Here is a 26,220-nt window from a genome sequence, read left to right on the forward strand (position 1 = left end):
TGCCCGGCTCTCGTGCTTGCGTTGTGATGGATTTCTGACACAGTGTCAGGTCGTCAGGAGTTCAGGTAGGTGAGGACCGCGAGAACACGCCGGTGATCCCCGTCACTCTGGGACAGGCCCAGCTTCATGAAGATGTTGCTCACGTGCTTCTCGACCGCGCCGTCGCTGACCACGAGCTGTCGTGCGATCGCGGAGTTGGTCCGCCCCTCGGCCATGAGTCCCAGGACCTCCCGCTCGCGTGGCGTCAGCCCCGCGAGGACGTCCTGCTTGCGGCTGCGCCCGAGCAGCTGCGCGACGACCTCGGGATCCAGCGCGGTGCCGCCGCGGGCCACGCGGACGACCGCGTCCACGAATTCCCTCACCTCGGCTACCCGGTCCTTCAGCAGATAGCCGACGCCGTGACTGGAACCGGCGAGGAGTTCGGTGGCGTACTGCTCCTCCACGTACTGCGACAGCACGAGTACCCCGAGTCCCGGGTGCTGCTTGCGCAGCTGCACGGCCGCCTTCACGCCCTCGTCCGTGTGCGTCGGGGGCATCCGTACGTCCGCGACCACGACGTCCGGCAGCGCGTCCTGCGCAGCGAACTCCGTGATCGTCTTGATCAACGCCTCCCCGTCCCCGACTCCGGCGATCACGTCGTGCCCACGGTCGGTCAGCAACCGGGTCAGGCCCTCCCTGAGCAGCACTGAATCCTCGGCGATGACCACGCGCACCCTGTCCTCCACGATTGCTCGGCCCCCCACGCTCGTATGTCAACCCCCAGCATTCCAGCATTCGGGACCGACTGAGGGTGGGTGAGGGAATCGTTGTCGGTTCGTGGGTGGATGGGCCACCTACCGCACCCCGTCAGGGGCGCGGGGAACTGTTTCGGGAAGGGGCGGGTCCGGGGAAGGGAACGACTCACCCCCGCCAGGGCAGCTCCGCCGTGATGCGAGTCGGCCCGGCGACAGGGGAGTCCACCACGAGGATGCCGTCGACCGCGTCGAGCCGCTCCGCCAGCCCCGCGAGCCCCGAGCCGGCGGCGACGTCCGCGCCGCCCACACCGTTGTCGACCACCTGGATCATGAGCCGGTTCTCGATCCGCCAGACATCGACCGAGGCCCGGGTGGCCCGCGAGTGCTTGCTGATGTTCTGCAGCAGCTCCGAGACGGTGAAATACGCGATCCCCTCGATCGCCGGCGCCGGCCGGGCCGGCAGATCGACCTCGACCTGCACGGGAACCGTGCACCGGGACGCCACCGAGGACAGCGCGGCGTCCAGACCGCGGTCGGTGAGGACCGCGGGATGGATCCCGCGCGCCAGATCCCGTAGCTCCTGAAGCGCCGTCTTCACCTCACCGTGCGCCTCGCCCACCATCCGCGCCGCCGCCTCCGGATCCTCCGTGAGCTTCTCCTTCGCCAGCCCCAGATCCATCGCGAGAGCCACCAGCCGGGCCTGCGCCCCGTCGTGCAGATCGCGCTCGATGCGCCGCAGGTCGGCCGCCGCCGTGTCGATCACGACGCCCCGGTCCGACTCCAGCTCGACGACCCGCGTGGCCAGCCGCGACGGCCCGAGCAGCCCGTGCACCAGCAGCCGGTCCACCTGCGTCAGCGCCCGCACGATCCACGGCGTGGCCATCGTGAGCAGCAGGCCCACCAGCGCGGTCACCGTGATCTCGAAGGGGTTGTCCAGATAGATGCTGTGCCCCTGGTCCCCGTACAGCTGGATGCCGTCCTGCCCGCCGTAGACCGGGAACAGCCAGAACCAGAGCGGATACGTCAGCATCGCCCAGCCGTACACCCAGAAGGTGATGGCGACGGAGAAGGCGAACACGGCCCAGGGGAAGTGCAGCACCGCGTACAGCAGATGCCGCCAGGACGCGCCGCTCTTCAGCATCGCGCCCACCCACGCCATCGCGCCCTGCTTCGACATCCGCAGCGGCTCCGGCGCCGCGACGTCGAGCCCCAGCAGCCCGCGCGCCCGGGTCCGCTCCAGCGCGCCGAGACCGCGGCAGCCCGCGAGGCCAGCGGCGAGCACCGGTATGCCCAGGAACGTGACCAGCAGGCCCGCGCCGAGCGACACCATCGTCACGGCGAAGGTGAACATGATGATGCTGACCGGCAGGCTCAGCATCAGGTACCCGAACTCACGCCAGCTGCGCGCCTCGACCGGCGCCCGCAGCGCGGCCGGGAGCCGGTGCCGCCGCTCCTCGGCGCCCTCCCCGCGGAACCCGGGTCCGCCGTCCCACCCGTATCCCTGTCCGTACTCCGTGGCCATGGCCGCCGTCCGTTTCTACTCGTCCGCTGTTGTAACTCCACAGTGCTCGGTCGCGCGCAGCCGGGACATGGAGCGAGTCGGCGTCTTGGGGCGGGGGTTTTCCCTACCTTCTGGGGTCGGAGTTGGTGCCGGTGTCGGTGCCGGTCCGGGGTTGGGGTTCGGGCTGGGGCCGGGGGTACGGCTGGGCAGCGCGTCGGGTCCACGACGGTGGCAGGCATGAATACAGGCGGGCACGTGCGGGCGGGCGGGCGTGTGCAGGCCGGGCACGTGTGTGCAGGCAGGTGTGCGTGGGCCGGGCACGTGTGTGCAGGCAGGTGCGCGCGGGCCGGGCCCGGAGGACGCGAGGTCCGCATCCGCGCCTGTCCCGCCTGCTCGGCCCACTCGACGTGCTCAGCCCACTCCACCCGCTCCGCCCCACTCCACCGGTTCCGCCTACTCGGTCAGTTCCCGGTCCCGCCACGGCAGTTCCGCCGTGATCGTCGTCGGTCCCCCCACCGGTGAGTCGATGACGAACAAGCCGTCCACCGCGCCGAGCCGGTCCGCGAGTCCCGCCATTCCCGTGCCGCCGTCGAGGGCGGCCCCGCCGCGGCCGTCGTCCCAGACCTGTATGAGGAGGCGGTTGTCGGAGCGCCAGACGTCGACGGACGCGGACCGCGCCCCGCTGTGCTTGCTGACGTTCTGAAGGAGTTCGGAGACGGTGAAGTACGCGATGCCCTCGATGGCCGCGGCCGGCCGCATCGGCAGATCGGCGGTCACCTTCACCGGCACCGTGCAGCGCGAGGCGACCGAGGACAGCGCGGCGTCCAGACCGCGGTCGGTGAGGACCGCGGGATGGATTCCGCGGGCCAGATCCCGCAACTCCTGCAACGCCAGTTTCACCTCGCCGTGCGCCTCGTCGACCATGGCGGCGACGGTCTCGTCAGCATGGCCCTCCAGCAGCTTCTCCTTCGCCAGGCCGAGGCCCATCGCGAGGTTCACCAGCCGGGCCTGCGCCCCGTCGTGCAGATCGCGCTCGATGCGCCGCAGATCGGCCGCGGCGGTGTCGACGACCACTCCCCGGTCGGACTCCAGCTCGGCGATCCGCCGCTCCAGCTCGTCCGAGGGCGAGAGCAGTCCGCGCACCATCGCGCGGTCCGCGTTGGCCAGTCCTCGTGCGATGTACGGAAGCACCGGCCACAGCACGAACAACGAGACCAGGGTGACGGTGAAGGTGACCACGCCCCACGGCAGCCGCATGAACTCGTACAGCACCGTGCGCCAGCCGACCGGATCCTTCAGCGACATCCACAGCTGTGCGAAGAACCCGCCCCGCCCGCGCAACGGCAGCGGGCTCGGCTCGTCCACCCGCACCCCGAGCAGCCCCCTGGCCCGGCCCCGCTCCAGCTTGCCCAGCTGGCGGGCGCCCATCAGCCCGGCCGCGAGCAGCGGAAACCCGATCACCGTCAGGGTCAGGAAGGCACCCGTGAACAGCACGGTCACCACGTACGTGAACCCGACGAGCGACACCGGCAGGTTGGCCAGGAGATGCGCGATCTCCTTCCAGGTGTGCCGGTCGTACGCGAAGCGTGCGGGTGGCGGCCGGTCGGTGCCGCCGTCCGGAGTGTCGGCGGCGAGGATGCGTTCGGTCATAAGCGCCACCCTGCCGGGCTGCGGGCCGCTGCGCCATGAGGCGGACCGCCCGGATCCCCTGGGGAAAACCCCACCATGCCGTAGGACGACCGGAAGACGGCCCGAAGTCGGCCGGAAGACCACCGGAAGCCGACCGGAAGACGGTCGGAAGACGGCCGGAAGGCGGTTGGAAGGCGGCCGGAAGGCGGTTGGAAGGCGGTTGGAAGGCGGCCGGAGCGCGGCCCGGGAAAGCCGTCGCATCATGCCTACCCGTGACGGGCTGCTTACCGTCTCTTTATCAGGCCCTAGACTCCGGTGCGTACAGATCGTCGAACGCGGCGCATCGCACGGCGCACGCGTAGTCGGCGCGTAGTCAGTACGGGGTCATACGAGGTCAGGGAGCGAGGGGCGGACGTGCCGGAACCGACCATGGTCGTGGCGACCGGGACCGCTGGGGCCGCCGAGACAGCCGGGACCGTCGTCGCGGCGGACTATTTCGAGTCCTATTCGGTCGTCGGACTGCTCGCCGTGGTCGGCGTGCTGTTCGTCGCCGTCGCCTTCGGAGCGGGCCGTCTGCTGCGGCCCGTCGTGCCGACGCCCGAGAAGCTCATGACGTACGAATGCGGCGTCGACCCCGTCGGCGAGGGCTGGGCCCACACCCAGGTCCGCTACTACGTCTACGCCTTCCTCTACGTGATCTTCGCCGTCGACTCGATCTTCCTCTTCCCCTGGGCGACGGTCTTCGCCGCGCCCGGCTACGGCGCGGCGACGCTCGTGGAGATGTTCATCTTCCTCGGCTTCCTGGCCGTGGGCCTGCTGTACGCATACAAGAAGGGCGTCCTCACATGGACGTGACCCGTCCGCACCCGGACGCGACCTCTTCGGCCGCTTCGGCTCCCGAGCCGGTGCTTCTGCCGGAACCGAAGCGTCTGGGCGCGCTCGCCCGCCTGGCCCCCGAGCCGATGAAGGTGGTCCTGAACTGGGGCCGCCGCTACTCGCTCTGGGTCTTCAACTTCGGCCTCGCCTGCTGCGCGATCGAGTTCATCGCGGCGTCGATGGCCCGCCACGACTTCATCCGCCTCGGTGTCATCCCGTTCGCGCCGGGCCCCCGCCAGGCCGACCTGATGGTCGTGTCCGGCACGGTCACCGACAAGATGGCCCCGGCCGTGAAGCGCCTGTACGAGCAGATGCCCGAGCCGAAGTACGTCATCTCCTTCGGCGCCTGCTCGAACTGTGGCGGCCCGTACTGGGACTCGTACTCCGTGACGAAGGGCGTCGACCAGATCATCCCCGTCGACGTGTACGTCCCCGGCTGCCCGCCCCGGCCCGAGGCCCTCCTCCAGGGCATCCTCAAGCTCCAGGAGAAGATCGCCCGGGAGTCGCTGAGCGAGCGCTACGGAACCTCCCGCTCCTCCACGGCCGCCCTTCAGAGCGGCCTCGTACAGCCGCCGTCCGGGCAGCCGTCGACGCACACGCCGTCCACCCGACCGTCGGCCACGGGGGACGCCCGATGACCGGTTGGCTCCCCGCCCCCGTCGAGGAACTCTTCGGCCCGGACGCCACGGCCGAGGAGTCGTACGAGGTCCTGACGGTCGACGTACCGCCGACGTCCTGGCTCGCCTCCCTGGAGGCCGCCCGCGACGTGCTCGGCTGTACGTACTTCGACTGGCTGAGTGCCGTCGACGAACCCGGCACCGGTTTCCGCGTCTCGGCCCACGTCGTCGCCCTCGCCCCGGTCCGCCGCCTCCTCGTACGGACGACCGTCCCGCACGACGCCCCCGTACTCCCCTCCGCCGTCGAGGTCTACGCGGGCGCCGCCTGGCACGAACGCGAGACCCACGAGATGTTCGGCGTCACCTTCGAGGGTCACCCGGGCCTGGATCCGCTCCTGCTCCCCGAGGGTTTCGAGGGCCACCCCCTCCGCAAGGACTTCGTCCTGGCCGCTCGCGTGGCCAAGGCCTGGCCGGGCGCGAAGGAACCGGGGGAGTCGGAACACGGCGGCCCCAAGCGCCGCCAGATGCTCCCGCCGGGCGTTCCCGACCCCAACGAGTGGGGCCCCCTCAAGGGCCAACTCCCGCCGGCCCCGGCCCGCCCGGCCCGAGGCGCGGCCCGCGCGACCGGCGACCGCCCGGTACGGCGTGCCCGCACGACGGGGGAGGGCTCAGCAAGCCAGGCGACGGCACCGGGCACAGCCGCGGGGGGCGAGGTCCCCGCAGATGCGCAGGCTGGGCGTGCCGCGTCCGGCGGGGTGCGGGCCGGTGGTGCCGCGTCCGCGAGTGCGCAGGCTCGTGGTGCCGCGTCCGGTGGGGTGCGGGCCGGTGGTGCCGCGGCCACGGAGGGCGGCGGCGCGGCAGCGGAGGCTCGCCCCACGGCCCGTCGGGCTCGCAGCGCGAGTGAGGGCTCGGCGACCCAGCGCCGCCCAGCCCCGACCACGGAGGCGGCGTCGGCCTCGGCCTCGGAGGCCGCCCAGGCTCCGGCCCCTGCCACACCCGCCGACCAATCCGGTGACGACCGGTCGACCGGCCCGGCGCGCCCCCGCAGCTCGGACGCCCCCTGGCACCACGCACGCCCCGCCTTCGACGAGGCCGACCAGGACCCCGCCCCGGAGAAGCCGCCACCGACCGAGCAGCCACGACCGACCGAGCAGCCGGCACCGGAACCCGAGTCCGCTCCGGAGCCCGAGAGCACTTCGGAACCCGAGAGCCATCCGGAACCCGAGGTCACCGAGCCCTCCGAAACTCCTGAAGCCGACCCCACCCCCGCACCCGGCCCGACCCCCACCGACGACGAAAACCCCCCAGGAGGCCGGCAGTGAACGACGCGCTCGACGTCGCCCTGCGACTCCTGATCGTCTTCGTCGTGTTCCTCACCTTCCCGCTGATCGTCGGTCAGACGGAACACAAGGTGATGGCCCACATGCAGGGCCGCCTCGGCCCCATGTACGCGGGCGGTTTCCACGGCTGGGCACAACTCGTCGCGGACGGCGTGAAGTTCGCGCAGAAGGAAGACATCGTCCCCGCGGGCGCGGACCGCCGTATCTTTCAGCTCGCCCCCGCCGTCGCCCTCCTCCCGTACCTCCTCGTCCTCCTCGCCATCCCGATCGGCCCGGGCGAGGGCGCGGTCGGCGAGGTCATCGACGCGGGCATCTTCTTCGTACTCGCCGTGATGGGCGTGGGCGTCCTCGGCTCGCTCATGGCGGGCTGGGCCTCGGCCAACAAGTTCTCCCTCCTCGGCGGCCTCCGCACCGCCGCCCAACTCCTCGCGTACGAACTCCCGATGCTGCTGACCGCCGCCTCGGTCGCGATGGCGGCGGGCACGGTCTCCCTCCCCGGCATCGTCGACGCCTTCGAGTGGTGGTGGCTGCCCTGGCAGATCGTCGGCGCCATCGTCTTCTTCGTGGCGGGCCTCGCCGAACTCCAGCGCCCGCCCTTCGACATGCCGGTGGCCGACTCGGAGATCATCTTCGGCGCGTACACCGAGTACACGGGCCTCCGCTTCGCGCTGTTCCTCCTCGCCGAGTACGCCGGAATCGTCGTCCTGTGCGGCCTGACCACCGTGCTCTTCCTGGGCGGCTGGCACGGCCCGTGGGACGCCGACGGCCTCGGCTGGGTCTGGACCCTCCTGAAGACGGCCCTCCTCGCCTTCGTCGTCATCTGGCTGCGCGTCACCTACCCCCGCCTGCGCGAGGACCAGCTCCAGAAGCTCTCCTGGACCCTCCTCGTCCCCCTCTCCCTCGCCCAGATCGCCCTGACCGGCGTCGTGAAGGTGGTGATCTCGTAATCATGGCCCCCATTCCCGGCTCCGGCCTCGCCAAGGGCCTGGCCGTCACCCTCCGCACGATGACGAAGAAGACCGTCACCGCGCAGTACCCGGACGCCCAGCCCGAACTCCCGCCCCGCACCCGCGGCGTCATCGGCCTCTTCGAGGAGAACTGCACGGTCTGCATGCTGTGCGCCCGTGAGTGCCCGGACTGGTGCATCTACATCGACTCCCACAAGGAGACGGTCCCGCCCGCCGCCCCGGGGGGCCGCGAGCGCAGCCGCAACGTCCTCGACCGCTTCGCCATCGACTTCGCCCTCTGCATGTACTGCGGTATCTGCATCGAGGTCTGCCCCTTCGACGCCCTGTTCTGGTCCCCCGAGTTCGAGTACGCCGAGACCGACATCCACGAACTCACCCACGAGCGCGACAAACTCCGCGACTGGATGTGGACCGTCCCGGCCCCGCCGGCCCTCGACCCCGGCGCCGAGGAGCCCAAGGAGATCGCCGCCGCCCGCAAAACCGCGGGAAAGCTCGCCGCCGCAGCCCAGCCCGAGCCCACACCGGAACCGGGCACCCGGGCGGGAGCCACACCCGGCACGCAGGCCGCGGCCACGCCCGGCACCGAAGCGGGTCCCCAGCTCGGCACCGACGCCGGCCCTCAGCCCGGTCCCGCCCCGCAGGCCAAGCCCACCGATCCGCAGGGCGGTGAATCGTGACCCTCGCCGCAGCCACCGTCACGGCAGCCCACGCCGCGACCACCTCCGCCGCCTCCGAATCCCACGGCTTCCTCTCCCCGACCGGCGTCGAGATCGCCTTCCTCCTCGTCGGCCTGGTCACCTTCGGCGCCGCGGTCGTCACAGTCACCACGAAACAGCTGGTGCACGCAGCCCTGTGGCTGGTGGTGGCCCTCGGCGGTCTCGCCGTCGAATACCTCCTCCTCACGGCCGAGTTCATCGCCTGGGTACAGGTCCTCATCTACGTCGGTTCCGTCGTCGTACTCCTCCTCTTCGGTCTGATGCTCACCAGGGCTCCCATCGGCCGCTCCCCGGACGCCGACTCCGGCAACCGCTGGGCCGCCCTGACCGTGGCGATCGCCGCGGCAGCCGCCCTCGTCTGGGTCGTCGTCGACGCCTTCCGGACGACCTGGATCGACCTGGACGGTGCCGCCGCCGGCTCCACCGAAGTCACCGGCGCGAGCCTCTTCCAGAGCTGGGTGCTCCCCTTCGAGGCCCTCTCGGTCCTGCTGCTCGCCGCTCTGGTCGGCGCGATCGTCCTGTCCCGCAAGACGAAGGCGAACGCGGCAACCACCACGACTATCCCGAGCACCCGAACCGACGGCACCCGAAAAAACGGCACCCGAAACGACGCCACCCGGACCGACGGCCCCGGAAACGACACCCCCCGGAGCGACAAGGAAGGCGCCCGCTGATGCACCTCGCCTATCCCGCCGTGCTCTCCGCCCTCCTCTTCTCCACGGGCCTGTACGGAGTCCTCGCGCGCCGCAACGCGATCCTGGTCCTGATGTCCGTCGAGCTGATGCTCAACGCCGTCAACCTCAACCTCGTGGCCTTCGACGTCTGGCTCAGCAAGACCGCCCAGGACACCCTCCACTCCGGCCAGGCCCTGACCCTGTTCACCATCGCCATCGCCGCCGCCGAGATCGGCATCGGCCTGGCGATCGTCCTCGCCGTCCACCGCAACCGGGGCACCGCGGACATCGACAAGCTCCGCGACACCGCCGAGACCGACGACGACTCCGAGACCGACGACTCCGGCGCAGCCCGTCCCGAACCGGCCGAGAAGGCTGAGGCCACCGCGTGACCACGACCACCCTCGCCGTCCTCGTCCCCCTCCTCCCGTTCCTGGGCGCCGTGGCCGGCCTGCTGCTGGGCCGCACGGCACCCGGTTTCGTACGCCCCCTCGCCGTCCTGCCCCCGCTCGCGGCCCTCGGACTCGCCGTCGTCGTCGCCGTACGACAGGGCGGCGACCAGGCGGTGAACGCCGCCACCGAGCTCACCCCCACCGGCTCGGTCCCCATCGAACTCGCCCTGCACATCGACGGCTTCGCAGCCCTCGTCGCCGTGCTGGTCGGCCTGGTCGCCACCTGCGTGCAGATCTACTCGACGGGCTACCTGCGCGACGACCCGCGCTACCCCTCGTACGCCGCTCTCGTCTCCCTCTTCACCTCCGCGATGCTGCTCGTCGTCTACTCCGGCGACCTGATGGTGCTGCTGGTCGGCTGGGAGATCATGGGCATCTGCTCGTACTTCCTCGTCGGCCACTACTGGGAGACCCCGGAAGCCCGCGCCGCCTCCATCAAGGCCTTCCTGGTCACCAAGCTCGGCGACGTCCCCTTCCTGATCGGACTGTTCGCGCTCGCCGCCGACACCGGGTCCTTCCGCATCACGAAGATCCTCGGCAACGTCGCCAGCGGCGGACTCGACCACCCGACCCTGATCGCCCTGCTGCTCCTGGCCGGCGTGGCGGGCAAGTCGGCGCAGTTCCCGCTGCACACCTGGCTCCCCGACGCGATGGCGGGCCCCACCCCCGTCTCCGCGCTGATCCACGCCGCGACGATGGTCGCCGCCGGTGTCTACTTCATCGCCCGGCTCCTCCCGGTCTTCGCCGCCTCCTCGGCAGCCCTGGTCGTCCTCGCCGTCATGGCCGCCGTCACGATGGCCGGCTCGGCCCTCGCCGCGCTCGCGCAGGACGACATCAAGCGCGTCCTCGCGTACTCGACGATCGGCCAGCTCGGCTATATGACCGGCGCGCTCGCCGTCGGCGACCGCGGTGCCGCCGTCTTCCACCTCCTCTCGCACGGCGCTTTCAAGGCGCTGCTGTTCCTCGGAGCAGGCGTGATCATCCACGCCGCCGGCACCAACTCGCTTGCCGCCATGTCCCGAATGAAGGACCTGCGCGCCCGCGTCCCCGACGCCTACTGGACGATGACCGTGGCGCTCCTCGCCCTCGCCGCGATCCCTCCCTTCAGCGGCTTCTTCACCAAGGAGGCCGTCCTCGGCGCCGCCGAGCACGTGGCCACCGGCCACGCCGAGGGCATCCCCGGCGCCGTCGGCTGGATCGTCCTCGTCGCGGGCCTGGTCACGGCCCTGCTCACCGCCGCGTACGCGATGCGCCTGTGGCTCCTCGTCTTCCGCGGCCATGGACCGGAGGCCCCCGACCACGGCAGGCAGCCCTTCGCCATGAACGCCGTCCTCTGGGTGCTCGCCGTCCCGTCGCTCGCCTTCGGACTCGCCACCGGCCCACTGCCCGACTGGTTCGACGGACGCGACCTGACCCCGACCCTCACCACCTCCGTGCTGGGCACGGGTGTGGCTCTGGTCGGCGGCATCATCACGTACGGCGCCTGGCGGCACACCATGGCCATGGCTGCCCGCGTACCGATCGGTGCGGTCGCGGCCCACCCCGAGGGGGACGCCGGACTCGTCGAGGCCGAGGCCATCGCCAGCCACGCGCCTGCCTACGGGGACGTGGCTTCCGCGCCCGACCCGGCGGATCCGGGCCGCCTACTGCTCGGCCCGCTGCACCGCCACGCGGCGGTCGGTTTCCACCTCGACGCCGTGTACGCGGCCCTGTTCGTCCGCCCGGTCCAGGCCGCCGCCACGCTCGTACGGTTCCTCGACCGCGAGGTCGTCGACACCTACGTACGCGGCGCGGGCGCCCTGCCCCGCTGGCTCGGCACGGCCGTCCGGCGTGCCCAGACCGGCAATCTGCAGACCTACGTGAGCGCGCTGCTCGCCGGCACCGTCGTCCTGGTGGTCGCCGCCCTCCTCGTCGCCACCGCGGGAGCGTGAGCAGGCGTGATCGATATCAGTGAATCCGTGATGCAGGTCCTTCTGGCATTCATCGTCGTCGGCCCGCTCATCGGCGCCGCCGCGGCTCTCCTGCCGGCTCCGCCCGGACTGAAGGGGAAGTCGCCCGAACAGGCCGTGCTGCGACACGGCGTGACCGTCACCGGCGCCGTGCTCATCGCCGCGATCGTCCTCACGCTCGGCTTCGACCACGACACCCCGGCCAAGGCACAGCAGATGCAGGCAACGACGGACATCAGCTGGATCCCCGCACTCGACGTGCGGATCCACCTCGGCATCGACGGCATCTCGCTCCCCCTCCTCGTGCTGACCGCGCTGCTGACCTTCCTCTGCGCGCTGTACTCCTACTTCAAAATGCCGGCGGGCCCGTCCCCGAAGGCATTCGTGGCGCTCGTCCTCGTCCTCGAGTCCGGCACCCTCGCGACCTTCGCCGTCCTCGACCTGCTGCTGTTCTTCCTGGCCTTCGAGATGGTGCTCATCCCGATGTACTTCCTCATCGCCCGCTGGGGCGGTGAACAACGGCAGGCCGCCGCCTGGAAGTTCATCCTCTACACACTGCTCGGTTCCGTCGTCATGCTGTTGGGCCTGCTCCTGATCGGAATCAAGGCGGGCACATTCGACATGGTGGCACTCGCCACTGACAATCACCCGGCGCTGACCACATCGGTGCAGGTCATCGCCGTTCTGGCGATCGGGATCGGGCTCGCGGTCAAGACGCCGATGTGGCCGCTCCACAGCTGGCTGCCGGACGCGCACACCGCCGCCCCGACCGTCGGCTCGGTCCTGCTGGCCGGCGTCCTGCTGAAGATGGGTACGTACGGATTCGTCCGGATCCTCCTGCCCATCACACCGGACGGCATGAGCACGTTCGCGCCCTACCTCGCCGCCTTCGCGGTCGTCGGCATCATCTACGGATCCCTCGCCTGCCTCGCCCTCGCCAAGCAGGGCGCGAAGGGCGACCTCAAGCGCCTCATCGCGTACTCCTCCGTCGGCCACATGGGCTTCGTGCTCCTCGGCATCGCGTCGATGACGCCGACCGGCGTGAACGGCGCGCTGTTCGCCAACATCGCCCACGGCCTCATCACCGGCCTGCTCTTCTTCCTGGTCGGCGCGCTCAAGGACCGCACGGGCACGACCGACCTCGACACCCTCGCCCAGCAGACCGGCGCCGCGCTGTACGGCAAGGCACCCCGGCTCGGCGGCCTGCTCGCCTTCGCCGCCGTCGCCTCGCTCGGTCTGCCGGGTCTGGCCGGGTTCTGGGGCGAGATGCTGGCCCTGTTCGGTGCGTTCGACCCCGCCGACGGCCTCAGCCGCCCCGCGTTCCTGACCTTCATGACGATCGCCGCGTTCGGCACCCTGCTCACCGCCGCGTACATGCTCGTCGTGGTCCGCCGCGTCTGCATGGGCGCGGTCCCGCAGGAGGGTCCGAAGCTCGCCGACGTCCGGTCGTACGAGTTCGCCGCCTGGACCCCGCTCGTCGTCCTGACCGTCATCGCCGGGCTCTGGCCCAAGGCACTCCTCGGCCTGACCGACCCGGCCGTGCAGCAGCTCTTCGCAGGAGGCACCCGATGAGCTCCCAGGCCCAGTCCCTGGTCCAGTCCGTCGACTGGCTCGCGATCGCGCCGCCCACCATCGCGGCGGTCGTCGGACTCGTGGTGCTCGTCGCCGACCTGTTCGTGGGAGACAACAGGAAGGCCCTGCTCGGCTGGGTCTCCGTCGCCGGACTCGCCGCCTCCGCGCTCATGCTGCTGCCCCTCCTGGACGGCGACCGCTCCACCTTCTGTCTGACGGGCGACGCCGCCGTCTGCAGCTACACCGCGGACCGGTTCACGCTGGTCATCCAGTTCCTCGTCCTCGGCGGCGCACTCCTCGCGGCCCTCCTGTCGATGACCGCCCTCAAGGACGCCGACAAGGAACTCCCCGAAGGGGAGTTCTGGTTCCTGCTGCTCTCCTCCGCCGCGGGCGCCGCCCTGCTGCCCGCCTCCCGCGACCTCGCGACCCTGATCGTCGCCCTGGAGGTCGCCTCCCTGCCCGCCTTCGCCCTCGTAGGCATCAAGCACGGCGACAGGAAGTCCTCCGAAGCGGCCCTGAAGTTCTTCCTGTCCTCGGTCACCGCGACCGCCGTGAGCCTCATGGGCATCAGCTTCGTCTACGCGTCGACGGGCACCCTGTACCTCACCGAGATCGCCACCAGGATCGAGAACGTCGACGACCAGTTGCAGACGCTCGCACAGGCGGGCGTCGTCCTCACCCTGGTCGGCTTCGCCTTCAAGACCGCGGCCGTCCCCTTCCATTTCTGGGTACCCGACACCTACGTGGGAGCGCCTCTCCCGGTCGCTGCCTACCTGTCGGTCGTCGGCAAGGCGGTCGGCTTCTCCGGACTGATCCTCGTCACCGTGATCGCCCTCCCGTCGTACGCGGACGTCTGGGGTCCGGCGCTCGCCGCCCTGGCCGCGCTCACCATGACCGTCGGCAACGTCGGCGCCCTCAGACAGCAGTCCACGCGCGCGTACAGCGCGGTCCGCCTGCTCGCCTGGTCCTCCGTCGGCCAGGCCGGCTACCTCCTGGTGCCGATCGCCGCCGCCGCGTACTCCGAGGACGCCGAGAAGGCCATCGGCTCCACCGTCGCGTACGCCCTGATGTACGCCGCGGTGAACCTCGGCGCCTTCGCGGTGGCCGCCCTGGTGGCCCGTACGAAGCCGCTGAACCGCGTCAGCGACTACCGGGGCCTGTACGCCTCACGGCCCCTCGCAGCGCTCGTCCTCGGCTTCTTCCTGCTCTGTCTCGCGGGCCTGCCGCCGGGCGTCATCGGCCTCTTCGCGAAGGTCACCGTCTTCTCGGCCGCCGTCGACGCGGGCCTCGGCTGGCTCGCCGTCGTCATGGCAGTCAACGTCGTGATCGCGCTCTTCTACTACCTCCAGTGGACGACCCTCCTGTTCCGCGCCCCGGAGGGCGAGCCCGAGACTCACCGCGTCCCCGCCCCCCTCACGGCAGCGATCGCCCTGACCGCCGTCCTCGGGATCGCCCTCTCCGGAGCACCCCAACTGGTCCTGCGCTTCTCCGACACCGGCCTCTTCTGACCGCCGCCGCCCCAAAGCACGCGCACGCGCGCGTGAAGCATCCGAGCCCCACGCGCGCGTGCGATGTCCCCCTTCGTCACCCGGACGGCCCACGGGCGTCGCCGCGCGCACAAGGGAACTAGTGCTTCCCGCCTGGCGTTGACCAGTACGGGAGGGTCCACTGGACCGTGGAGCCACGGACCAGTGACGTCAGAGATCGACAAGCAAAGGGTTCCCCTGCCGCACGACTTGGAGGGCGTACCGTGCACCGCCGGCACAACGGGCTCAGGACCGCCGTACTCCTCGGGGGACTGTCCGCACTCATCATCGGCATCGGCAGTTTCTTCGGGCGTACGGGCCTCGTCGTCGCACTGGTCATCGCGATCGGCACGAACGCGTACGCGTACTGGAACAGCGACAAAATGGCTCTACGCGCGATGCGCGCGCGCCCGGTGAGCGAGTTCGAGGCCCCGGCTCTGTACAAGATGGTCCGCGAGCTCTCCACACAGGCCCGCCAGCCCATGCCCCGGCTGTACATCTCCCCGACGGAGGCGCCGAACGCGTTCGCGACGGGCCGCAATCCGCGCAACGCCGCAGTGTGCTGCACCGAGGGCATCCTGCGCATCCTGAACGAGCGGGAGCTGCGCGGCGTCATCGGCCACGAACTGAGCCACGTCTACAACCGCGACATCCTGATCTCGTCCGTCGCGGGCGCACTGGCCTCCGTCATCATGTTCCTGGTCAACTTCGCCTGGCTGATCCCGGTCGGACGGTCCAACGACGATGACGGCCCCGGCATCCTCGGCATGCTGTTGATCATGATCCTGGGCCCGCTCGCCGCCTCCCTCATCCAGCTCGCCATCAGCCGCTCCAGGGAGTACGAGGCGGACGCGTCGGGCGCCCAGCTCACCGGCGACCCGCTGGCCCTCGCGAGCGCCCTGAGCAAGCTGGAGGCAGGCACGAAACAGCTTCCACTGCCTCCGGAGCCGCGCATCGAGACCGCAAGCCACATGATGATCGCCAACCCCTTCCGTCCGGGCCAGGGACTCTCCAAGATGTTCTCTACGCATCCGCCGATGGCGGAGCGCATCGCCCGGCTCGAGCAGATGGCAGGTCGTAACCAGTGAAGACAATCCTGAACATCATTTGGCTCGTCCTGAGCGGCTTCTGGCTGTTCCTCGGCTACATGTTCGCGGGCGTGCTGCTGTGCATCACCATCATCGGCATTCCGTTCGGCATCGCGGCCTTCCGTATCGCCGTCTACGCGCTGTGGCCGTTCGGCCGGACGACGGTCGAGCGCCGTGACGCGGGCGCGCCGTCCTTCATCGGCAACATCCTGTGGGTGATCCTCGCCGGCTGGTGGCTCGCCCTCGCCCACATCGTGACGGGCTTCCTCCAGTGCATCACGATCATCGGCATCCCACTGGGGCTCGCCAACTTCAAGCTGATCCCGGTCTCCCTGCTCCCCCTGGGGCGCGAGATCGTACGTACGGACCAGCCGTTCGCGTCGACGCGCTGGTAGGGCGGCTCCGGAGGTGGAGCCGCCGAAGTACGCCCTTGCGGCGTACGGCGCCGAGGACGAGGTCGACGAGATCTGGGCCCTGTGCGCGGACGCCGAGAACCTCTTCGGCGATCCACCGCCTCCCGCGCGCGGGACGTACGAACTGCTCGGCTGCGCCCCCGAGGGGGAGCTGAGCAAGGCCCTCACGCGCGCGCGTGCCGATGGCTCGGCGCCCCTGGGCACCCTCACCCTGGAGATCCTCGACAAGGAGGGCGCACAGGTCGAGGAGTGGTCCCTGGAGGACGTACGCGTCCTCGGCGACCGTCCGTGCGCGCGTGACCTGTCGCTGCGCGACATCACGGTCGAGGCGAGCGAGTCCCCGGACAACCCGTACGACTATCCACAGGGCCCGCCGCTCTCCCCGGGTTACCGACTGCACGGCGCCCAGAGCGAACCATGGGGTGACTGCCGGGACTTGGCGCATGTCCTGGACGGGCAGCCGGATCTCGCCGAGCCGTCCGTGCGAGTGCTCGGTTGCGCCCCGCGCGGAGCCCTCCAGGAGGCCCTGGACGCGGGGGAGGAGGACCTCGGACACGCCAGGCTGATACGCCTCGACGAGTCCGGCCGCACCGTCCAGTCCGCCGTCGAGGGCGAACTCGTCGCATGGATCCCGTCCGCGCGCGGCCGCGGCCTGGTGGACCTCACGCTCGAACCCTGGTCGGAACGGCCCCCGACAGCGGCCGAGGAGGTCTGGGAGCTGTGGGACGGCGGCCGCCCCACCGAGCCCGGCCTCTGGGCCCGGTGCGGTGTGGGGGGCCGCCGCCACTGGCTCAGCATGGCGCTGGACCATCACGAGCCGGACAGGCCCGACGCGGAAGCCGGCGGCACGTTCCACCTCGACGGCCGCAGCGTCATCGACCTGCCGGGCTTCTTCTGCGCGCTCGGCGAGGCGGTGAACGGGCCCGGAGGCTATTTCGGTTGGGGGCTGGACGCGCTCGCGGACTGCCTCTGCGGCCGCTGGGGAGCCCAGTGGCCCTTCACCCTCGTCTGGCACGACGCGGAGGTCGCCCGTACCTGCCTCGGCCTCGTCCCGCGCACGCGTCTGCGACCCTGGACGTTCGAGGAACTCCTTGAATTCTTCGGGGAAAAGGGCATCGCCGTCCGCCTCGAATGAGGGTTATCCACAGGCTGCCCGAATGTCAGTGGCGACCTGCATCATGAACGCATGACCGAGATCGAGCAGCTGCTGGCACGTGTCTCCGCCGAGGCGCGCAACTCCCGGCCGTGGGGCTGGCCTTCGCTCCCCGAGCCCGTGGACGCGGCCACGCTGGCCCGCGCGGAGTCCACCCTGGGCTTCGCCGTCCCGCCGCTGCTCGCCGCCCTCTATCTGCGGATAGGTGACGGAGGATTCGGCCCGGAGTACGGTCTGCTTCCCCTGCTCGACAGCCCGCCGTCCGGCGAGCCCGCCGTCGTCGCGCAGTACCTCGCCCATCGCGAGAGCGGCCGCAAGGATCCCGAATGGCCCTGGCCCGAGGGCATCCTGCCGATATCCCACTGGGGCTGCGGCATGTACGCCTGCGTGGACTGCCGCAGCCCCGACGCCACCGTCCTCCTCTTCGAGCCCAACGCGGACGAGGCCGACCACGCCTGGTACGTGGACGCCCCCACCCTCACGGTCTGGCTCCACACCTGGCTCGACGGCACGGGCTGGTACGACGAGTCCCACGACGGCGCGGATCTGGAGCCGTGGGGAGACTTCCGCATACGCACGGGGGCGGCGCGGGCTTAGCAGAGGGCCGCCCGTTCAGGGGGCGGGGAACCCGCACATCCACCGTCGCGGCCAACGCGACGACCACCGCTCCGGCGACGGTCAACTCCGCCCGATGAGGCACCCGGAAGCGGGGATGCAAGGCGGTCGGCGCGCCCGGGAGATGCCGGTCTCGGGCCGTCACCAGCGTCGTCCGTGACACCCCCAGAATCAGCGCGAGAAGGGAGCCGTGCGCTGCGGCGCTCCGGGCCGGGCCGAACCTGTCCGGTCGGAATCGGACTGTGCCATGCGTCGCACCCTACTGATCAGTGCAACCGGTCACCGCCGCGCCGACGTCCTCCCCGGCAACAGCAAACGAACAAGCGAGCAAACAAGCGCGCGATCAGCAGCACGAGAGCGGCATGAACACAGCCTGGCCGGAGCAAGATCACAGCACAGGCACAGCGCGGAGAGGCAGGTTCACGGCATGGGCATCATCAGCTGGATCATCCTGGGGCTGTTGGCCGGCGCCATCGCCAAATTCCTGCTGCCGGGCCGTGATCCCGGTGGCTTCATCGGCACGACGCTGATAGGCGTCGCGGGCGCGTTCATCGGTGGCTGGATATCGGCCCGTTGGCTGGACCACCCGTTCGCCAAGGACTTCTACGACGGCGCCACCTGGGCCGCCGCGATCGGCGGCTCGCTCGTCCTGCTGATCGTCTACCGCCTCCTGTTCGGCAACTCGCGCAACTGAGTGCGCACGCCTGAGACCGCGGCCAGCAGGCGAGAAGGGTGGGCACCGCCGGTGCCCACCCTTCCTCGTGCTGCCTTACCCACGCGCAACGAGCACGCGGTCACCGGTAGTTGACGAACTGCAACGCGAAGTCGAAGTCCTGGCCCTTCAGCAGCGCCTGCACGGCCTGCAGGTCGTCACGGCTCTTCGAGCTGACCCGCAGCTCGTCGCCCTGCACCTGCGCCTTCACGCCCTTCGGGCCCTCGTCACGAATGATCTTCGCCACCTTCTTCGCGTTCTCCTGGGAGATGCCTTCCTCGATCGAGGCGAAGATCTTGTACTCCTTGCCGGAGAGCTGGGGCTCACCGGCGTCCAGCGCCTTGAGCGAGATGCCCCGCTTGACCAGCTTGGACTGGAAGACGTCGAGGATGGCCTTGACCCGCTCCTCCGAGTTCGCCTCCATAAGGATCTTCTCGCCGGACCAGGAGATGGAGGCGCCGACGTTCTTGAAGTCGTAGCGCTGCGAGATCTCCTTGCCGGCCTGGTTGAGGGCGTTGTCGACCTCCTGCCGCTCGACCTTCGAGACGATGTCGAAACTGGAGTCGGCCATGTCCTGTGGCTCCTTGTATCGGGGTACGTAGTGGCGGCCGTCGAGCACCGCGTCGCCCGGGCCGCATCCGCATAAGCCTAGCCACCCGCTCCCCTCCGAGCGCCGATCAATCGGGTGGCGAAGCACCCCCGAGCATCGGGTATCGTTTACGTCGTTGCCACGGAGCGCCGCCGAATAGCGGTTCGAACGGCAGCGACCCCGGCGGTGTGCCCGAGCGGCCAAAGGGAGCAGACTGTAAATCTGCCGGCTCAGCCTTCCCAGGTTCGAATCCTGGCGCCGCCACGCTGAGAGAAACCCCCTCAGGACTGCGTTCTCGCAGTTCGGAGGGGGTTTCTGCGTCTCTGGGCGGGGTGTTCTCAGGGGCGAACGCGGCCTTGGCCGCTGTTGCCGTCCTCTGTGGCGCCCCCTGTCGCCGTCCTCTTGTCGCAAGCAGCGTGGCGACCGATTCCCGGGGCCGGGGCCTCCCCGGCCTACCACCGCTTCCTTCGTACCCTGAGTTCATGTCCTCACGTCGCAGGAACTGCCCCGAGTGCCGTCGCGAGATTGCCGTTGTCGCGGGGCGGTTCGCCCGGCACGACCCGCCGGGGGCGCGGGGGAGTGGGGAGCTCGTGTCCTGTCCCGGGTCGCGCAGGCAGGCGGAGCTGGGCGCTGCGCAGCCGGCGCTGGACGGGTATGTCGTCGCGGAGTTCCCCGGCCAGCTGCCGCTCTTCTGACCCCGCTACGCGCTCGCTGACCCCGCCCGCCGACCCCGCAACCCCGGCTGGCCCTGCAGCCCCCTGGCTGACCCCATAGCCCGGCGCTGTACCGCTGATTCCCGTGCAGCGTCCCGCCCCGGCGGTTCAGGGCCGGCGTACGTCCATCCGGCTCACCAGTCCGTCCGCTCCGAAGACGTACACGTGCTCGACGGGCTCCTCCGCCCAGTGTTCGCCCGTGACGTCCCGCAGCCCGGGCCGCACCAGGGCGACCACGCGCCGCCCGTCCTCGTCGAGGTGCAGCCCCTCCAGTCGTACGAGAGGGTGTGCGGCTGCGAACTGCGCTGCCCAGTAGGCGCGTACCGCCTCGTGGCCGTGCAGGCGGACCCCGTCGGCGACGTTCGGCCAGTTCACGTCGGGCGCCAGGCAGTGGGGGATGAACGCCTCGCGTTCGGAGGTGCTGAAGACGTCGTACATCTTCCGCAGCAGGGCTTCCTGAGCTGCGGGTACCTCAACAGGCACGGAATCCCCCTGTCGCTCGTGGGGCAGGGGCGGCCGATCGCCACCCCATGCCCGCGTGCGTCCTCCCGGTCAGTTCCCGGCCACCGACTTCACTGCCACGGACACCGGCGCCGACCCGCTGATCAGCTCCAGCGTCAGCCCGGCCGTCGCCGGAGTGTCCACCAGTTCCGCGAGGACCGCCGCGACGTCGTCGCGCGGGATGGGGCCGCGTCCCGTGGCGGCCTCCAGGCGTACGAGCCCGGTGCCGGCGTCGCTCGTCAGCATTCCCGGGCGCAGGATCGTCCAGTCCAGGCCCCGGTGAGCGCGTACGTACGCGTCGGCCTCGCCCTTGGCGCGCAGATACGCGTCGAAGATGTCGTCCCCGGGGTGCTCCGGATCCGCGCCCATCGAGGAAACGACCACATGCCGACGCACTCCGGCCCGGGCGGCCGCGTCCGCGAAGAGCACGGCGGCGCCCCGGTCCACGGTGTTCTTGCGGTCCGCCCCGCTGCCCGGGCCCGCGCCCGCCGCGAAGACGGCGGCGTCCGCGCCCTCCATGTGCGTGGCGACCTCCTCCACCGAAGCGGACTCCAGATCGCACAGGACCGGTTCGGCACCGGCCGCCCGCAGATCCTCGCTCTGCTCGGCGCGGCGGATGATCCCCGCCACCTCGTCACCGCGCGCGGAGAGCAGCCGCTCCAACCGCAGCGCGATCTGACCATGACCTCCAGCAATGACAATGCGCATGTTTCCGACCGTACGCCCGGTCGACCCCACTCGCCGCACAACCCTGTGGATAACTCGTGGGTCTCATGAACGATCACTGTGTACGAGGGGTGACGCCACCCGGCGTCATGAAGGAGACCGTCATCACCACCACACGCGAGAGCCGCGCGATGCGCATGAGCCCTGCCACGCGCAACCGCCCTGCCCTGCGCAAGACCCTCACCGCGGCCGCATGCACCACGGCGCTGCTCGCCGGCGTGGCCGCCTGCGGCACGGTCGAGAACCTCACCGCCGGTCAGAAGGTCGACCGCGCCTTCGAAGGGCTCGGCGAAAAGAAGTCGCTGGCCTTCGAGTTGGGACTCGACGCCAAGCCCGCCGCCCTCACGAAACTGGCCGGAGAGGCGGAGCCCGGCGAGGAGTTGCCGCCCGAGCTCGCCGAACTCTTCACCGGCGTGCGGGTCAAGGTGTCCGTCGAGTCGCGGAAGCCGCTCGCCGACTCGGGTGAGAAGGATCTCGTCGGTACGGCCGTGACGATCTCGGGGCCGGACGGCGTTCTGGCCGAATACCGTCTCGTCGGCGACTACACGTACTACCGAGCCGACATGAAGGCGCTCGGTGGGGCCATGGGCTTCCCGCTGCCGTCGGCCGACGAACTCCCCGAGAGCGAGAAGGAGCTCAAGAAGGTACTTGAGGGCAAGTGGGCCAAGGTCGACACCAGCGAGCTCGACCGGGCCGGGAACGGCACTTCGGGCTCCGGGAAGGGCGACAAGGACGGCAAGGGTGGCAGGACCGACCAGCCCGGTGGGCCCGACGAGATCGACACCAAGACCCAGCAGAAGATCCTCAAGGCCGTACGCGGAGTCGTCGCCCGTGAGGTCACCTTCAGCAACGAGGGAGGCAGCGACGGCGTCGAACGGATCGTCGCCAAGGCCTCGTTCCGCGAGCTGCTCACCGGTGTCCTCGACAAGCTCCGTCCGCTGGCCGACGACCTTCCGGCGGGCGCCGAACTGCCCACCGACGAGGACCTCAAGGACGCCCCGGACAAGAAGATCGCCGTCAACTTCTCCCTGAAGAACGGCGACTTGACCCGTGTCTCCGTAGACCTCGCCGCCCTCGCGGACGGCCCGAAGGGCACCCGGCTCCCCCTGGTGGTCAAGTTCGGCGAGGCGGGCGACGTCAGCGCCCCGTCCGGTGCCACCGAGATACCCGCGGACGGCTTCGGGGGCCCGGGCAACCCGTTCACCGGCGGCATGCTGAGCGGCTTCTGACGGCTCGTCCGGAACTCGATGGCCACGACGACAGCCCGACGGCGACGGGCAGCCCGGCGACCACGGGTGCGCGGACTCAGAAAGCACCGGCACGCGCGCGTGGAGCCCGAACGGACCTCCACGCGCGCGTGCCCACGCACAAAGGCGCCCCGCCTCAGGTGACCCCTCACGACCCCTCAGGCGACCCCTCCGGACATCCCTCAAGCCACCCCTCCGGACATCAGGACGCCCCAAGCAGCCTCACGACGGCTCCTCCGCCCGCCCTGCCTGCCCCGTCCTCCCCTGCCGAGGCAGGTCCAACGCCACGGTCACAGCGGAGTTGCAGTACTCCCGCACCGCACTCGTACGCGCCACCACCCGCCCCCGATGCACCACGATCCGGCTGTACGCCAGGGACAACGCCGCGTCGAGCCGGTCCCCGCGCACCGCGAGCAACTCCGCGGGAAAGCCGGCCTCCACCCGCACCTCGGGCAGCCCCAGCGCGGCCCGCGCCGACGAACTCACCGCGTCGTAGGCGTCCCCGGCCCGCAGCCCGTACCGCGAGGCCAGCAGATACGCAGCCTCCAGCGGGTCCCCGCGCCCCACGGGGTTCGACACGTCCCTGAGGGCGCCGCTCCCGGCCGCCACGCGCACCCCGGCCGCCCGCAGCAGCCGTACCGGAGCCGTCCCGCGGCGGTCCACGCCCGAGCAGCCGCCCTGGGGCAGACAGATCACGCTCACGCCGGCTGCGGCGAGTTGGTCCGCCGCACGAGAGGCGACCTCGGTGGGCAGCCGCCCGAGTCCGCCGCAGGGGCCGAGCGTCACCCCGGGCCGCAGTCCGCCGGCCATCGCCGCGAGCCGTGCGAGCCGCGCCGGGTCGTCACCGTCCGTGTGCAGATCGACCGGGCAGCCGTGCTCGGAGGCAACCTCCAGGACCGCCTCCACGTATCCCGTCGGATCAGGGTCCAGATCTGGACAACCACCCACTACGGAGGCGCCCATTTTCACCGCGTCCCGCAGTATCGCCAGCCCGTCGGCCCCGGCGAGCCCGGTCAGTACCCGAGGCATCGCCACCACCGTCAACTCGGCCAGCCCCCGCAGCGCGCGCCGTGCCTGGAGCACCGCGCCCATCGAGCCCAGCCCCTGCACATCGCCCACGCGCACGTGCGAGCGCAGGGCGGTGGCGCCGTGCCCGAGCTGGAGCAACGCGGCCTCGGTCGTACGGCGCTGAACCTCCTGGGCCTCGTACGACACCGGTCCGTCGCCGTCCGCCGTCAGGGCCGTGTCCCCATGTGTGTGGGGCTCGGCCGGGGCCGGCAGGAGCAGATAGCCGGCGAGGTCCACGCGCGCGCTGTGCGCGGTGAGGCTGCCCGCCGTGCCGACCGCCTCGATGCGCCCGCCGCCCAGCCTTACGTCCACGGTCCGGCCGTCGGTGAGCCGCGCACCGCAGAGCAGCAGGTCGGAGCCGTCGCTCCGGCCGGACGAACCCGAGGAGCTCGACGAGGACGAGGAGGAGTGGGGCTGCTGCGGCTGACTGTCGGGCATCGCGCTCCTGGGGCTCGGCGGCGGCTGCGAAGGAGGGACACAAGATCACGCAGCGTGAGTCGAGCCTAGGGTGGCGACCGGCGTGCATCGAGGAGGAGCGGAATAGTCGTACCGGTGTGGTCCGTCGTGCGGGAGGGGCGCGTGAAACGCCCCGCGAGCGGCCCGGAACGGGCCGGGGCAGGTGCCGCGAAACGGATTTGGGCGTTCGGTGGCGGAGCGTGTAATGTCTTCATCGCTCGCCCCAATAGCTCAGTCGGTAGAGCGTCTCCATGGTAAGGAGAAGGTCTACGGTTCGATTCCGTATTGGGGCTCTGGTGTGGAAGGTTCCCGTCGCGAGACGGGAACCGATCACATCACAGCGGTGTAGCTCAGTCGGTAGAGCAAGCGGCTCATAATCGCTGTGTCACCGGTTCAAGTCCGGTCACCGCTACTGACAGTAGCCGATTGTGGGGTCGGTCCTTCGATCGGCTACTCTTCTATGTGTTAATGCGCCATTCGTCCCATCCGTTCGTCAAGGAGCACTCCTGTGGCTGCCACCGACGTCCGCCCGAAGATCACGCTGGCCTGCGTGGAGTGCAAGGAGCGGAACTACATCACCAAGAAGAACCGGCGTAACAACCCGGACCGACTGGAGATGAAGAAGCACTGCCCGCGTTGCAATGCGCACACCGCGCACCGCGAAACGCGATAAATCAGGCTCGTACACGAGGCCGTCCCCTGAAGCCGGGGGGCGGCCTCGCGTCGTTACACCCAGCTGCGAACCAGGAGGTGCCGGGCCCATGGCGCTCGACCAGTCCTTCGTGGGGCGGTCCTATCCGCCCACCGAGCCCTATGAGGTCGGCCGGGAGAAGATCCGCGAGTTCGCGGAGGCGGTGGGCGACACCAACCCCGCTTACACGGACCCGGAGGCCGCCAAGGCTCTCGGGCACGCCGATGTGATCGCCCCGCCGACCTTCGTGTTCACCATCACGTTCAAGGCCGCGGGACAGGTCGTCCAGGACCCCCAACTGGGGCTCGACTACAGCCGTGTGGTGCACGGCGACCAGAAGTTCGTCTACCGCCGCCCGGTGCGCGCGGGCGACCGGCTCACGGTCACCTCCACCATCGAGGCGATCAAGTCGCTGGCGGGCAACGACATTCTGGACATCCGCGGCGAGGTCCACGACGAGGCGGGCGAGCACGTGGTGACCGCCTGGACCAAGCTCGTGTCCCGCGCGGCCGAGGGGGCGTGAACAGATGACGGCGAAGATCTCGTACGACGACGTCGAGGTCGGCACCGAACTGCCGGCCCGGACCTTCGGCGTGACGCGCGCCACGCTCGTGCAGTACGCGGGCGCCTCGGGGGACTTCAACCCGATCCACTGGAACGAGAAGTTCGCCAAGGAGGTCGGCCTCCCGGACGTCATCGCGCACGGCATGTTCACCATGGCCGAGGCGGTCCGGATCGTCACCGACTGGACCGGCGACCCGGGCGCGGTCGTCGAGTACGGCGTCCGCTTCACCAAGCCCGTCGTCGTCCCGAACGACGACCAGGGCGCCACGATCGAGGTCAGCGGCAAGGTCGCGGCCAAGCTCGACGACAACACCGTCCGCGTCGACCTCGTCGCGATGAGCGCGGGCCAGAAGGTGCTGGGCATGTCCCGGGCCGTCGTACGCCTGGCCTGACAGGGCGAGGCTCGACGGGAGTGCGAGGAGCGCGAGGAGTGTGAGTAAGGGGCGTCCGCCATTGCGGGCGCCCCTTACTTCTTGTCTTCTTGCGTCTCTCGCTTCCTCTCTCCTCATCCCACCCCTTGACCTAGTTAGTGATTGAGTACTAACTTGTTCGCATGGTCAGGATGAGCGCAGAAGAGAGGCGCGAGAGCGTCATCCGTGCGGCGGTGAGCGAGTTCTCCCGGGGCGGCTACTACGGCACGTCCACCGAGGCGATCGCCAAGCGTGTGGGTGTCTCGCAGCCGTACCTCTTCCGGCTCTTCCCGGGCAAGAAGGCGATCTTCCTCGCCGCGGCCGAGCGGTGCATGGAGGAGACCATGCGCACCTTCGCCGACGCCGCCAAGGGGCTGGAGGGCGAAGAGGCCCTGCACTCCATGGCCAACGCGTACACCAGAGTCATCGCCGAGAATCCCGAACAACTGCTCATGCAGATGCAGATGTATGTCGCGGTGGCGGCGGCCGAGCAGACCGGTGACCACGAACTGGGCGAGGCGGTACGGGCGGGCTGGATGCGCCTGTGGGACACCGTCCATCTGCCGCTCGGTGCCGATGTCGACGAGACCACGACCTTCATGGCGTACGGAATGCTCGTCAACTGCCTGGTGGCCATGGGGTTCCCGCCCGAGCACCGGGTCTGGGAGGGGCTCTACCCCTCGGCCCGGATCAAGGGCCGGCTCGAACACTGAATCAAGG

28 protein-coding genes, 3 tRNA genes and 1 pseudogene are annotated in these 26,220 nt (G+C 70.3%); 24 read left to right on the forward strand and 8 right to left on the reverse strand.

The window, feature by feature from the left end:
* Positions 1-53 precede the first annotated feature (53 nt).
* From ACZ5VQ_RS21695 to ACZ5VQ_RS21705, 3 genes are all read right to left on the reverse strand, one after another.
* The gene (locus ACZ5VQ_RS21695; RefSeq protein ID WP_281198604.1) at positions 54-713 is read right to left on the reverse strand and encodes a response regulator transcription factor; all 660 of its coding nucleotides are present in this window, start codon (positions 711-713) and stop codon (positions 54-56) included.
* Positions 714-900: 187 nt separating this feature from the next.
* Positions 901-2,256, reverse strand: coding sequence for a sensor histidine kinase (locus ACZ5VQ_RS21700; protein WP_362073625.1), 1,356 nt, complete (start codon positions 2,254-2,256; stop codon positions 901-903).
* A gap of 432 nt (positions 2,257-2,688) precedes the next feature.
* Positions 2,689-3,885 (reverse strand): sensor histidine kinase, encoded by a 1,197-nt coding sequence (locus ACZ5VQ_RS21705; RefSeq protein ID WP_469106318.1) that lies wholly within the window; start codon positions 3,883-3,885, stop codon positions 2,689-2,691.
* Between the two features lie 393 nt (positions 3,886-4,278).
* On the opposite strand from ACZ5VQ_RS21705, the gene ACZ5VQ_RS21710 reads away from it, so the two are divergent.
* From ACZ5VQ_RS21710 to ACZ5VQ_RS21775, 14 genes are all read left to right on the forward strand, one after another.
* On the forward strand, positions 4,279-4,719 hold the full coding sequence (locus ACZ5VQ_RS21710; protein WP_469106319.1) for an NADH-quinone oxidoreductase subunit A: 441 nt from the start codon (positions 4,279-4,281) through the stop codon (positions 4,717-4,719).
* Positions 4,710-5,378 (forward strand): NADH-quinone oxidoreductase subunit B, encoded by a 669-nt coding sequence (locus tag ACZ5VQ_RS21715; protein WP_469106320.1) that lies wholly within the window; start codon positions 4,710-4,712, stop codon positions 5,376-5,378. The genes ACZ5VQ_RS21710 and ACZ5VQ_RS21715 overlap by 10 nt, the downstream gene beginning before the upstream one ends.
* Complete coding sequence (locus ACZ5VQ_RS21720; protein WP_469106321.1) at positions 5,375-6,679, forward strand: NADH-quinone oxidoreductase subunit C; 1,305 nt, start codon at positions 5,375-5,377, stop codon at positions 6,677-6,679. The genes ACZ5VQ_RS21715 and ACZ5VQ_RS21720 overlap by 4 nt, the downstream gene beginning before the upstream one ends.
* Positions 6,676-7,644 (forward strand): complex I subunit 1/NuoH family protein, encoded by a 969-nt coding sequence (locus tag ACZ5VQ_RS21725; protein WP_469106322.1) that lies wholly within the window; start codon positions 6,676-6,678, stop codon positions 7,642-7,644. The genes ACZ5VQ_RS21720 and ACZ5VQ_RS21725 overlap by 4 nt, the downstream gene beginning before the upstream one ends.
* 2 nt (positions 7,645-7,646) lie before the next feature.
* Entirely contained in the window at positions 7,647-8,342 is a 696-nt protein-coding gene (locus ACZ5VQ_RS21730) for a NuoI/complex I 23 kDa subunit family protein (protein ID WP_469106323.1), read from the forward strand.
* The gene (locus ACZ5VQ_RS21735; protein WP_469106324.1) at positions 8,339-9,055 is read left to right on the forward strand and encodes an NADH-quinone oxidoreductase subunit J family protein; all 717 of its coding nucleotides are present in this window, start codon (positions 8,339-8,341) and stop codon (positions 9,053-9,055) included. Before ACZ5VQ_RS21730 ends, ACZ5VQ_RS21735 begins: the two co-directional genes overlap by 4 nt.
* The gene (gene nuoK, locus ACZ5VQ_RS21740) at positions 9,055-9,447 is read left to right on the forward strand and encodes an NADH-quinone oxidoreductase subunit NuoK (RefSeq protein WP_469106325.1); all 393 of its coding nucleotides are present in this window, start codon (positions 9,055-9,057) and stop codon (positions 9,445-9,447) included. Before ACZ5VQ_RS21735 ends, nuoK begins: the two co-directional genes overlap by 1 nt.
* Positions 9,444-11,438, forward strand: a complete 1,995-nt coding sequence (locus ACZ5VQ_RS21745) for an NADH-quinone oxidoreductase subunit 5 family protein (protein ID WP_469106326.1) — start codon at positions 9,444-9,446, stop codon at positions 11,436-11,438. Before nuoK ends, ACZ5VQ_RS21745 begins: the two co-directional genes overlap by 4 nt.
* Positions 11,439-11,444: 6 nt before the next feature.
* A complete protein-coding gene (locus tag ACZ5VQ_RS21750; protein ID WP_469106327.1) occupies positions 11,445-13,028 on the forward strand; it encodes a complex I subunit 4 family protein in 1,584 nt (527 codons plus the stop codon).
* On the forward strand, positions 13,025-14,536 hold the full coding sequence (locus ACZ5VQ_RS21755) for an NADH-quinone oxidoreductase subunit N (RefSeq protein ID WP_469106328.1): 1,512 nt from the start codon (positions 13,025-13,027) through the stop codon (positions 14,534-14,536). Before ACZ5VQ_RS21750 ends, ACZ5VQ_RS21755 begins: the two co-directional genes overlap by 4 nt.
* A gap of 242 nt (positions 14,537-14,778) precedes the next feature.
* A complete protein-coding gene (gene htpX, locus ACZ5VQ_RS21760) occupies positions 14,779-15,642 on the forward strand; it encodes a zinc metalloprotease HtpX (RefSeq protein ID WP_469106329.1) in 864 nt (287 codons plus the stop codon).
* On the forward strand, positions 15,639-16,037 hold the full coding sequence (locus ACZ5VQ_RS21765; protein ID WP_362073596.1) for a YccF domain-containing protein: 399 nt from the start codon (positions 15,639-15,641) through the stop codon (positions 16,035-16,037). Before htpX ends, ACZ5VQ_RS21765 begins: the two co-directional genes overlap by 4 nt.
* A gap of 13 nt (positions 16,038-16,050) precedes the next feature.
* Positions 16,051-17,190 (forward strand): barstar family protein, encoded by a 1,140-nt coding sequence (locus ACZ5VQ_RS21770; protein ID WP_469106330.1) that lies wholly within the window; start codon positions 16,051-16,053, stop codon positions 17,188-17,190.
* A gap of 51 nt (positions 17,191-17,241) precedes the next feature.
* Entirely contained in the window at positions 17,242-17,805 is a 564-nt protein-coding gene (locus ACZ5VQ_RS21775) for an SMI1/KNR4 family protein (RefSeq protein ID WP_469106331.1), read from the forward strand.
* A gap of 31 nt (positions 17,806-17,836) precedes the next feature.
* On the opposite strand, the pseudogene ACZ5VQ_RS21780 reads toward ACZ5VQ_RS21775, so the two are convergent.
* Positions 17,837-18,028 (reverse strand): annotated as a pseudogene (locus tag ACZ5VQ_RS21780) (amino acid permease); the annotation flags it as partial.
* A 222-nt stretch (positions 18,029-18,250) separates the two neighbouring features.
* Here ACZ5VQ_RS21780 and ACZ5VQ_RS21785 point away from each other — a divergent pair.
* Entirely contained in the window at positions 18,251-18,517 is a 267-nt protein-coding gene (locus ACZ5VQ_RS21785; RefSeq protein WP_469106332.1) for a GlsB/YeaQ/YmgE family stress response membrane protein, read from the forward strand.
* Positions 18,518-18,617: 100 nt separating this feature from the next.
* Here the strand turns inward: ACZ5VQ_RS21785 and ACZ5VQ_RS21790 are convergent, their stop codons facing one another.
* Positions 18,618-19,106: a YajQ family cyclic di-GMP-binding protein gene (locus ACZ5VQ_RS21790; protein ID WP_189844605.1), complete on the reverse strand. Its 489-nt coding sequence runs from the start codon at positions 19,104-19,106 to the stop codon at positions 18,618-18,620.
* Positions 19,107-19,306: 200 nt separating this feature from the next.
* Between ACZ5VQ_RS21790 and ACZ5VQ_RS21795 the strand changes: the two genes are divergently transcribed.
* Both ACZ5VQ_RS21795 and ACZ5VQ_RS21800 read left to right on the forward strand, forming a co-directional pair.
* Positions 19,307-19,388: transfer RNA gene (locus tag ACZ5VQ_RS21795), tRNA-Tyr, on the forward strand.
* A gap of 218 nt (positions 19,389-19,606) precedes the next feature.
* Entirely contained in the window at positions 19,607-19,819 is a 213-nt protein-coding gene (locus ACZ5VQ_RS21800) for a hypothetical protein (protein ID WP_055614634.1), read from the forward strand.
* Between the two features lie 126 nt (positions 19,820-19,945).
* Here the strand turns inward: ACZ5VQ_RS21800 and ACZ5VQ_RS21805 are convergent, their stop codons facing one another.
* Together ACZ5VQ_RS21805 and ACZ5VQ_RS21810 are read right to left on the reverse strand one after the other, a co-directional pair.
* Positions 19,946-20,320 (reverse strand): nuclear transport factor 2 family protein, encoded by a 375-nt coding sequence (locus tag ACZ5VQ_RS21805; RefSeq protein WP_469106333.1) that lies wholly within the window; start codon positions 20,318-20,320, stop codon positions 19,946-19,948.
* A 69-nt stretch (positions 20,321-20,389) separates the two neighbouring features.
* On the reverse strand, positions 20,390-21,046 hold the full coding sequence (locus tag ACZ5VQ_RS21810; protein ID WP_362073519.1) for an NAD(P)H-binding protein: 657 nt from the start codon (positions 21,044-21,046) through the stop codon (positions 20,390-20,392).
* A 65-nt stretch (positions 21,047-21,111) separates the two neighbouring features.
* Here ACZ5VQ_RS21810 and ACZ5VQ_RS21815 point away from each other — a divergent pair, with 65 nt between their 5' ends.
* Entirely contained in the window at positions 21,112-22,293 is a 1,182-nt protein-coding gene (locus tag ACZ5VQ_RS21815; RefSeq protein ID WP_469106334.1) for a hypothetical protein, read from the forward strand.
* Positions 22,294-22,533: 240 nt separating this feature from the next.
* On the opposite strand, the gene ACZ5VQ_RS21820 is transcribed toward ACZ5VQ_RS21815, so the two are convergent.
* Positions 22,534-23,817, reverse strand: coding sequence for an amidohydrolase family protein (locus ACZ5VQ_RS21820; RefSeq protein WP_469106335.1), 1,284 nt, complete (start codon positions 23,815-23,817; stop codon positions 22,534-22,536).
* Between the two features lie 238 nt (positions 23,818-24,055).
* On the opposite strand from ACZ5VQ_RS21820, the gene ACZ5VQ_RS21825 reads away from it, so the two are divergent.
* From ACZ5VQ_RS21825 to ACZ5VQ_RS21850, 6 genes are all read left to right on the forward strand, one after another.
* Positions 24,056-24,128 (forward strand) — tRNA-Thr (locus ACZ5VQ_RS21825).
* Positions 24,129-24,174: 46 nt separating this feature from the next.
* Positions 24,175-24,247 (forward strand) — tRNA-Met (locus tag ACZ5VQ_RS21830).
* A 96-nt stretch (positions 24,248-24,343) separates the two neighbouring features.
* Positions 24,344-24,508, forward strand: a complete 165-nt coding sequence (gene rpmG / locus ACZ5VQ_RS21835; RefSeq protein WP_003948671.1) for a 50S ribosomal protein L33 — start codon at positions 24,344-24,346, stop codon at positions 24,506-24,508.
* 88 nt (positions 24,509-24,596) lie between these two features.
* A complete protein-coding gene (locus tag ACZ5VQ_RS21840; protein ID WP_200397730.1) occupies positions 24,597-25,049 on the forward strand; it encodes a MaoC family dehydratase N-terminal domain-containing protein in 453 nt (150 codons plus the stop codon).
* Between the two features lie 4 nt (positions 25,050-25,053).
* Positions 25,054-25,482 carry a MaoC family dehydratase gene (locus ACZ5VQ_RS21845; RefSeq protein ID WP_469106336.1) on the forward strand — a complete coding sequence of 143 codons (429 nt, stop codon included), beginning with the start codon at positions 25,054-25,056 and terminating at the stop codon, positions 25,480-25,482.
* Between the two features lie 161 nt (positions 25,483-25,643).
* On the forward strand, positions 25,644-26,213 hold the full coding sequence (locus ACZ5VQ_RS21850) for a TetR/AcrR family transcriptional regulator (protein ID WP_469106337.1): 570 nt from the start codon (positions 25,644-25,646) through the stop codon (positions 26,211-26,213).
* Positions 26,214-26,220 lie beyond the last annotated feature (7 nt).

Source organism: Streptomyces sp. NPDC033178, assembly GCF_055577685.1.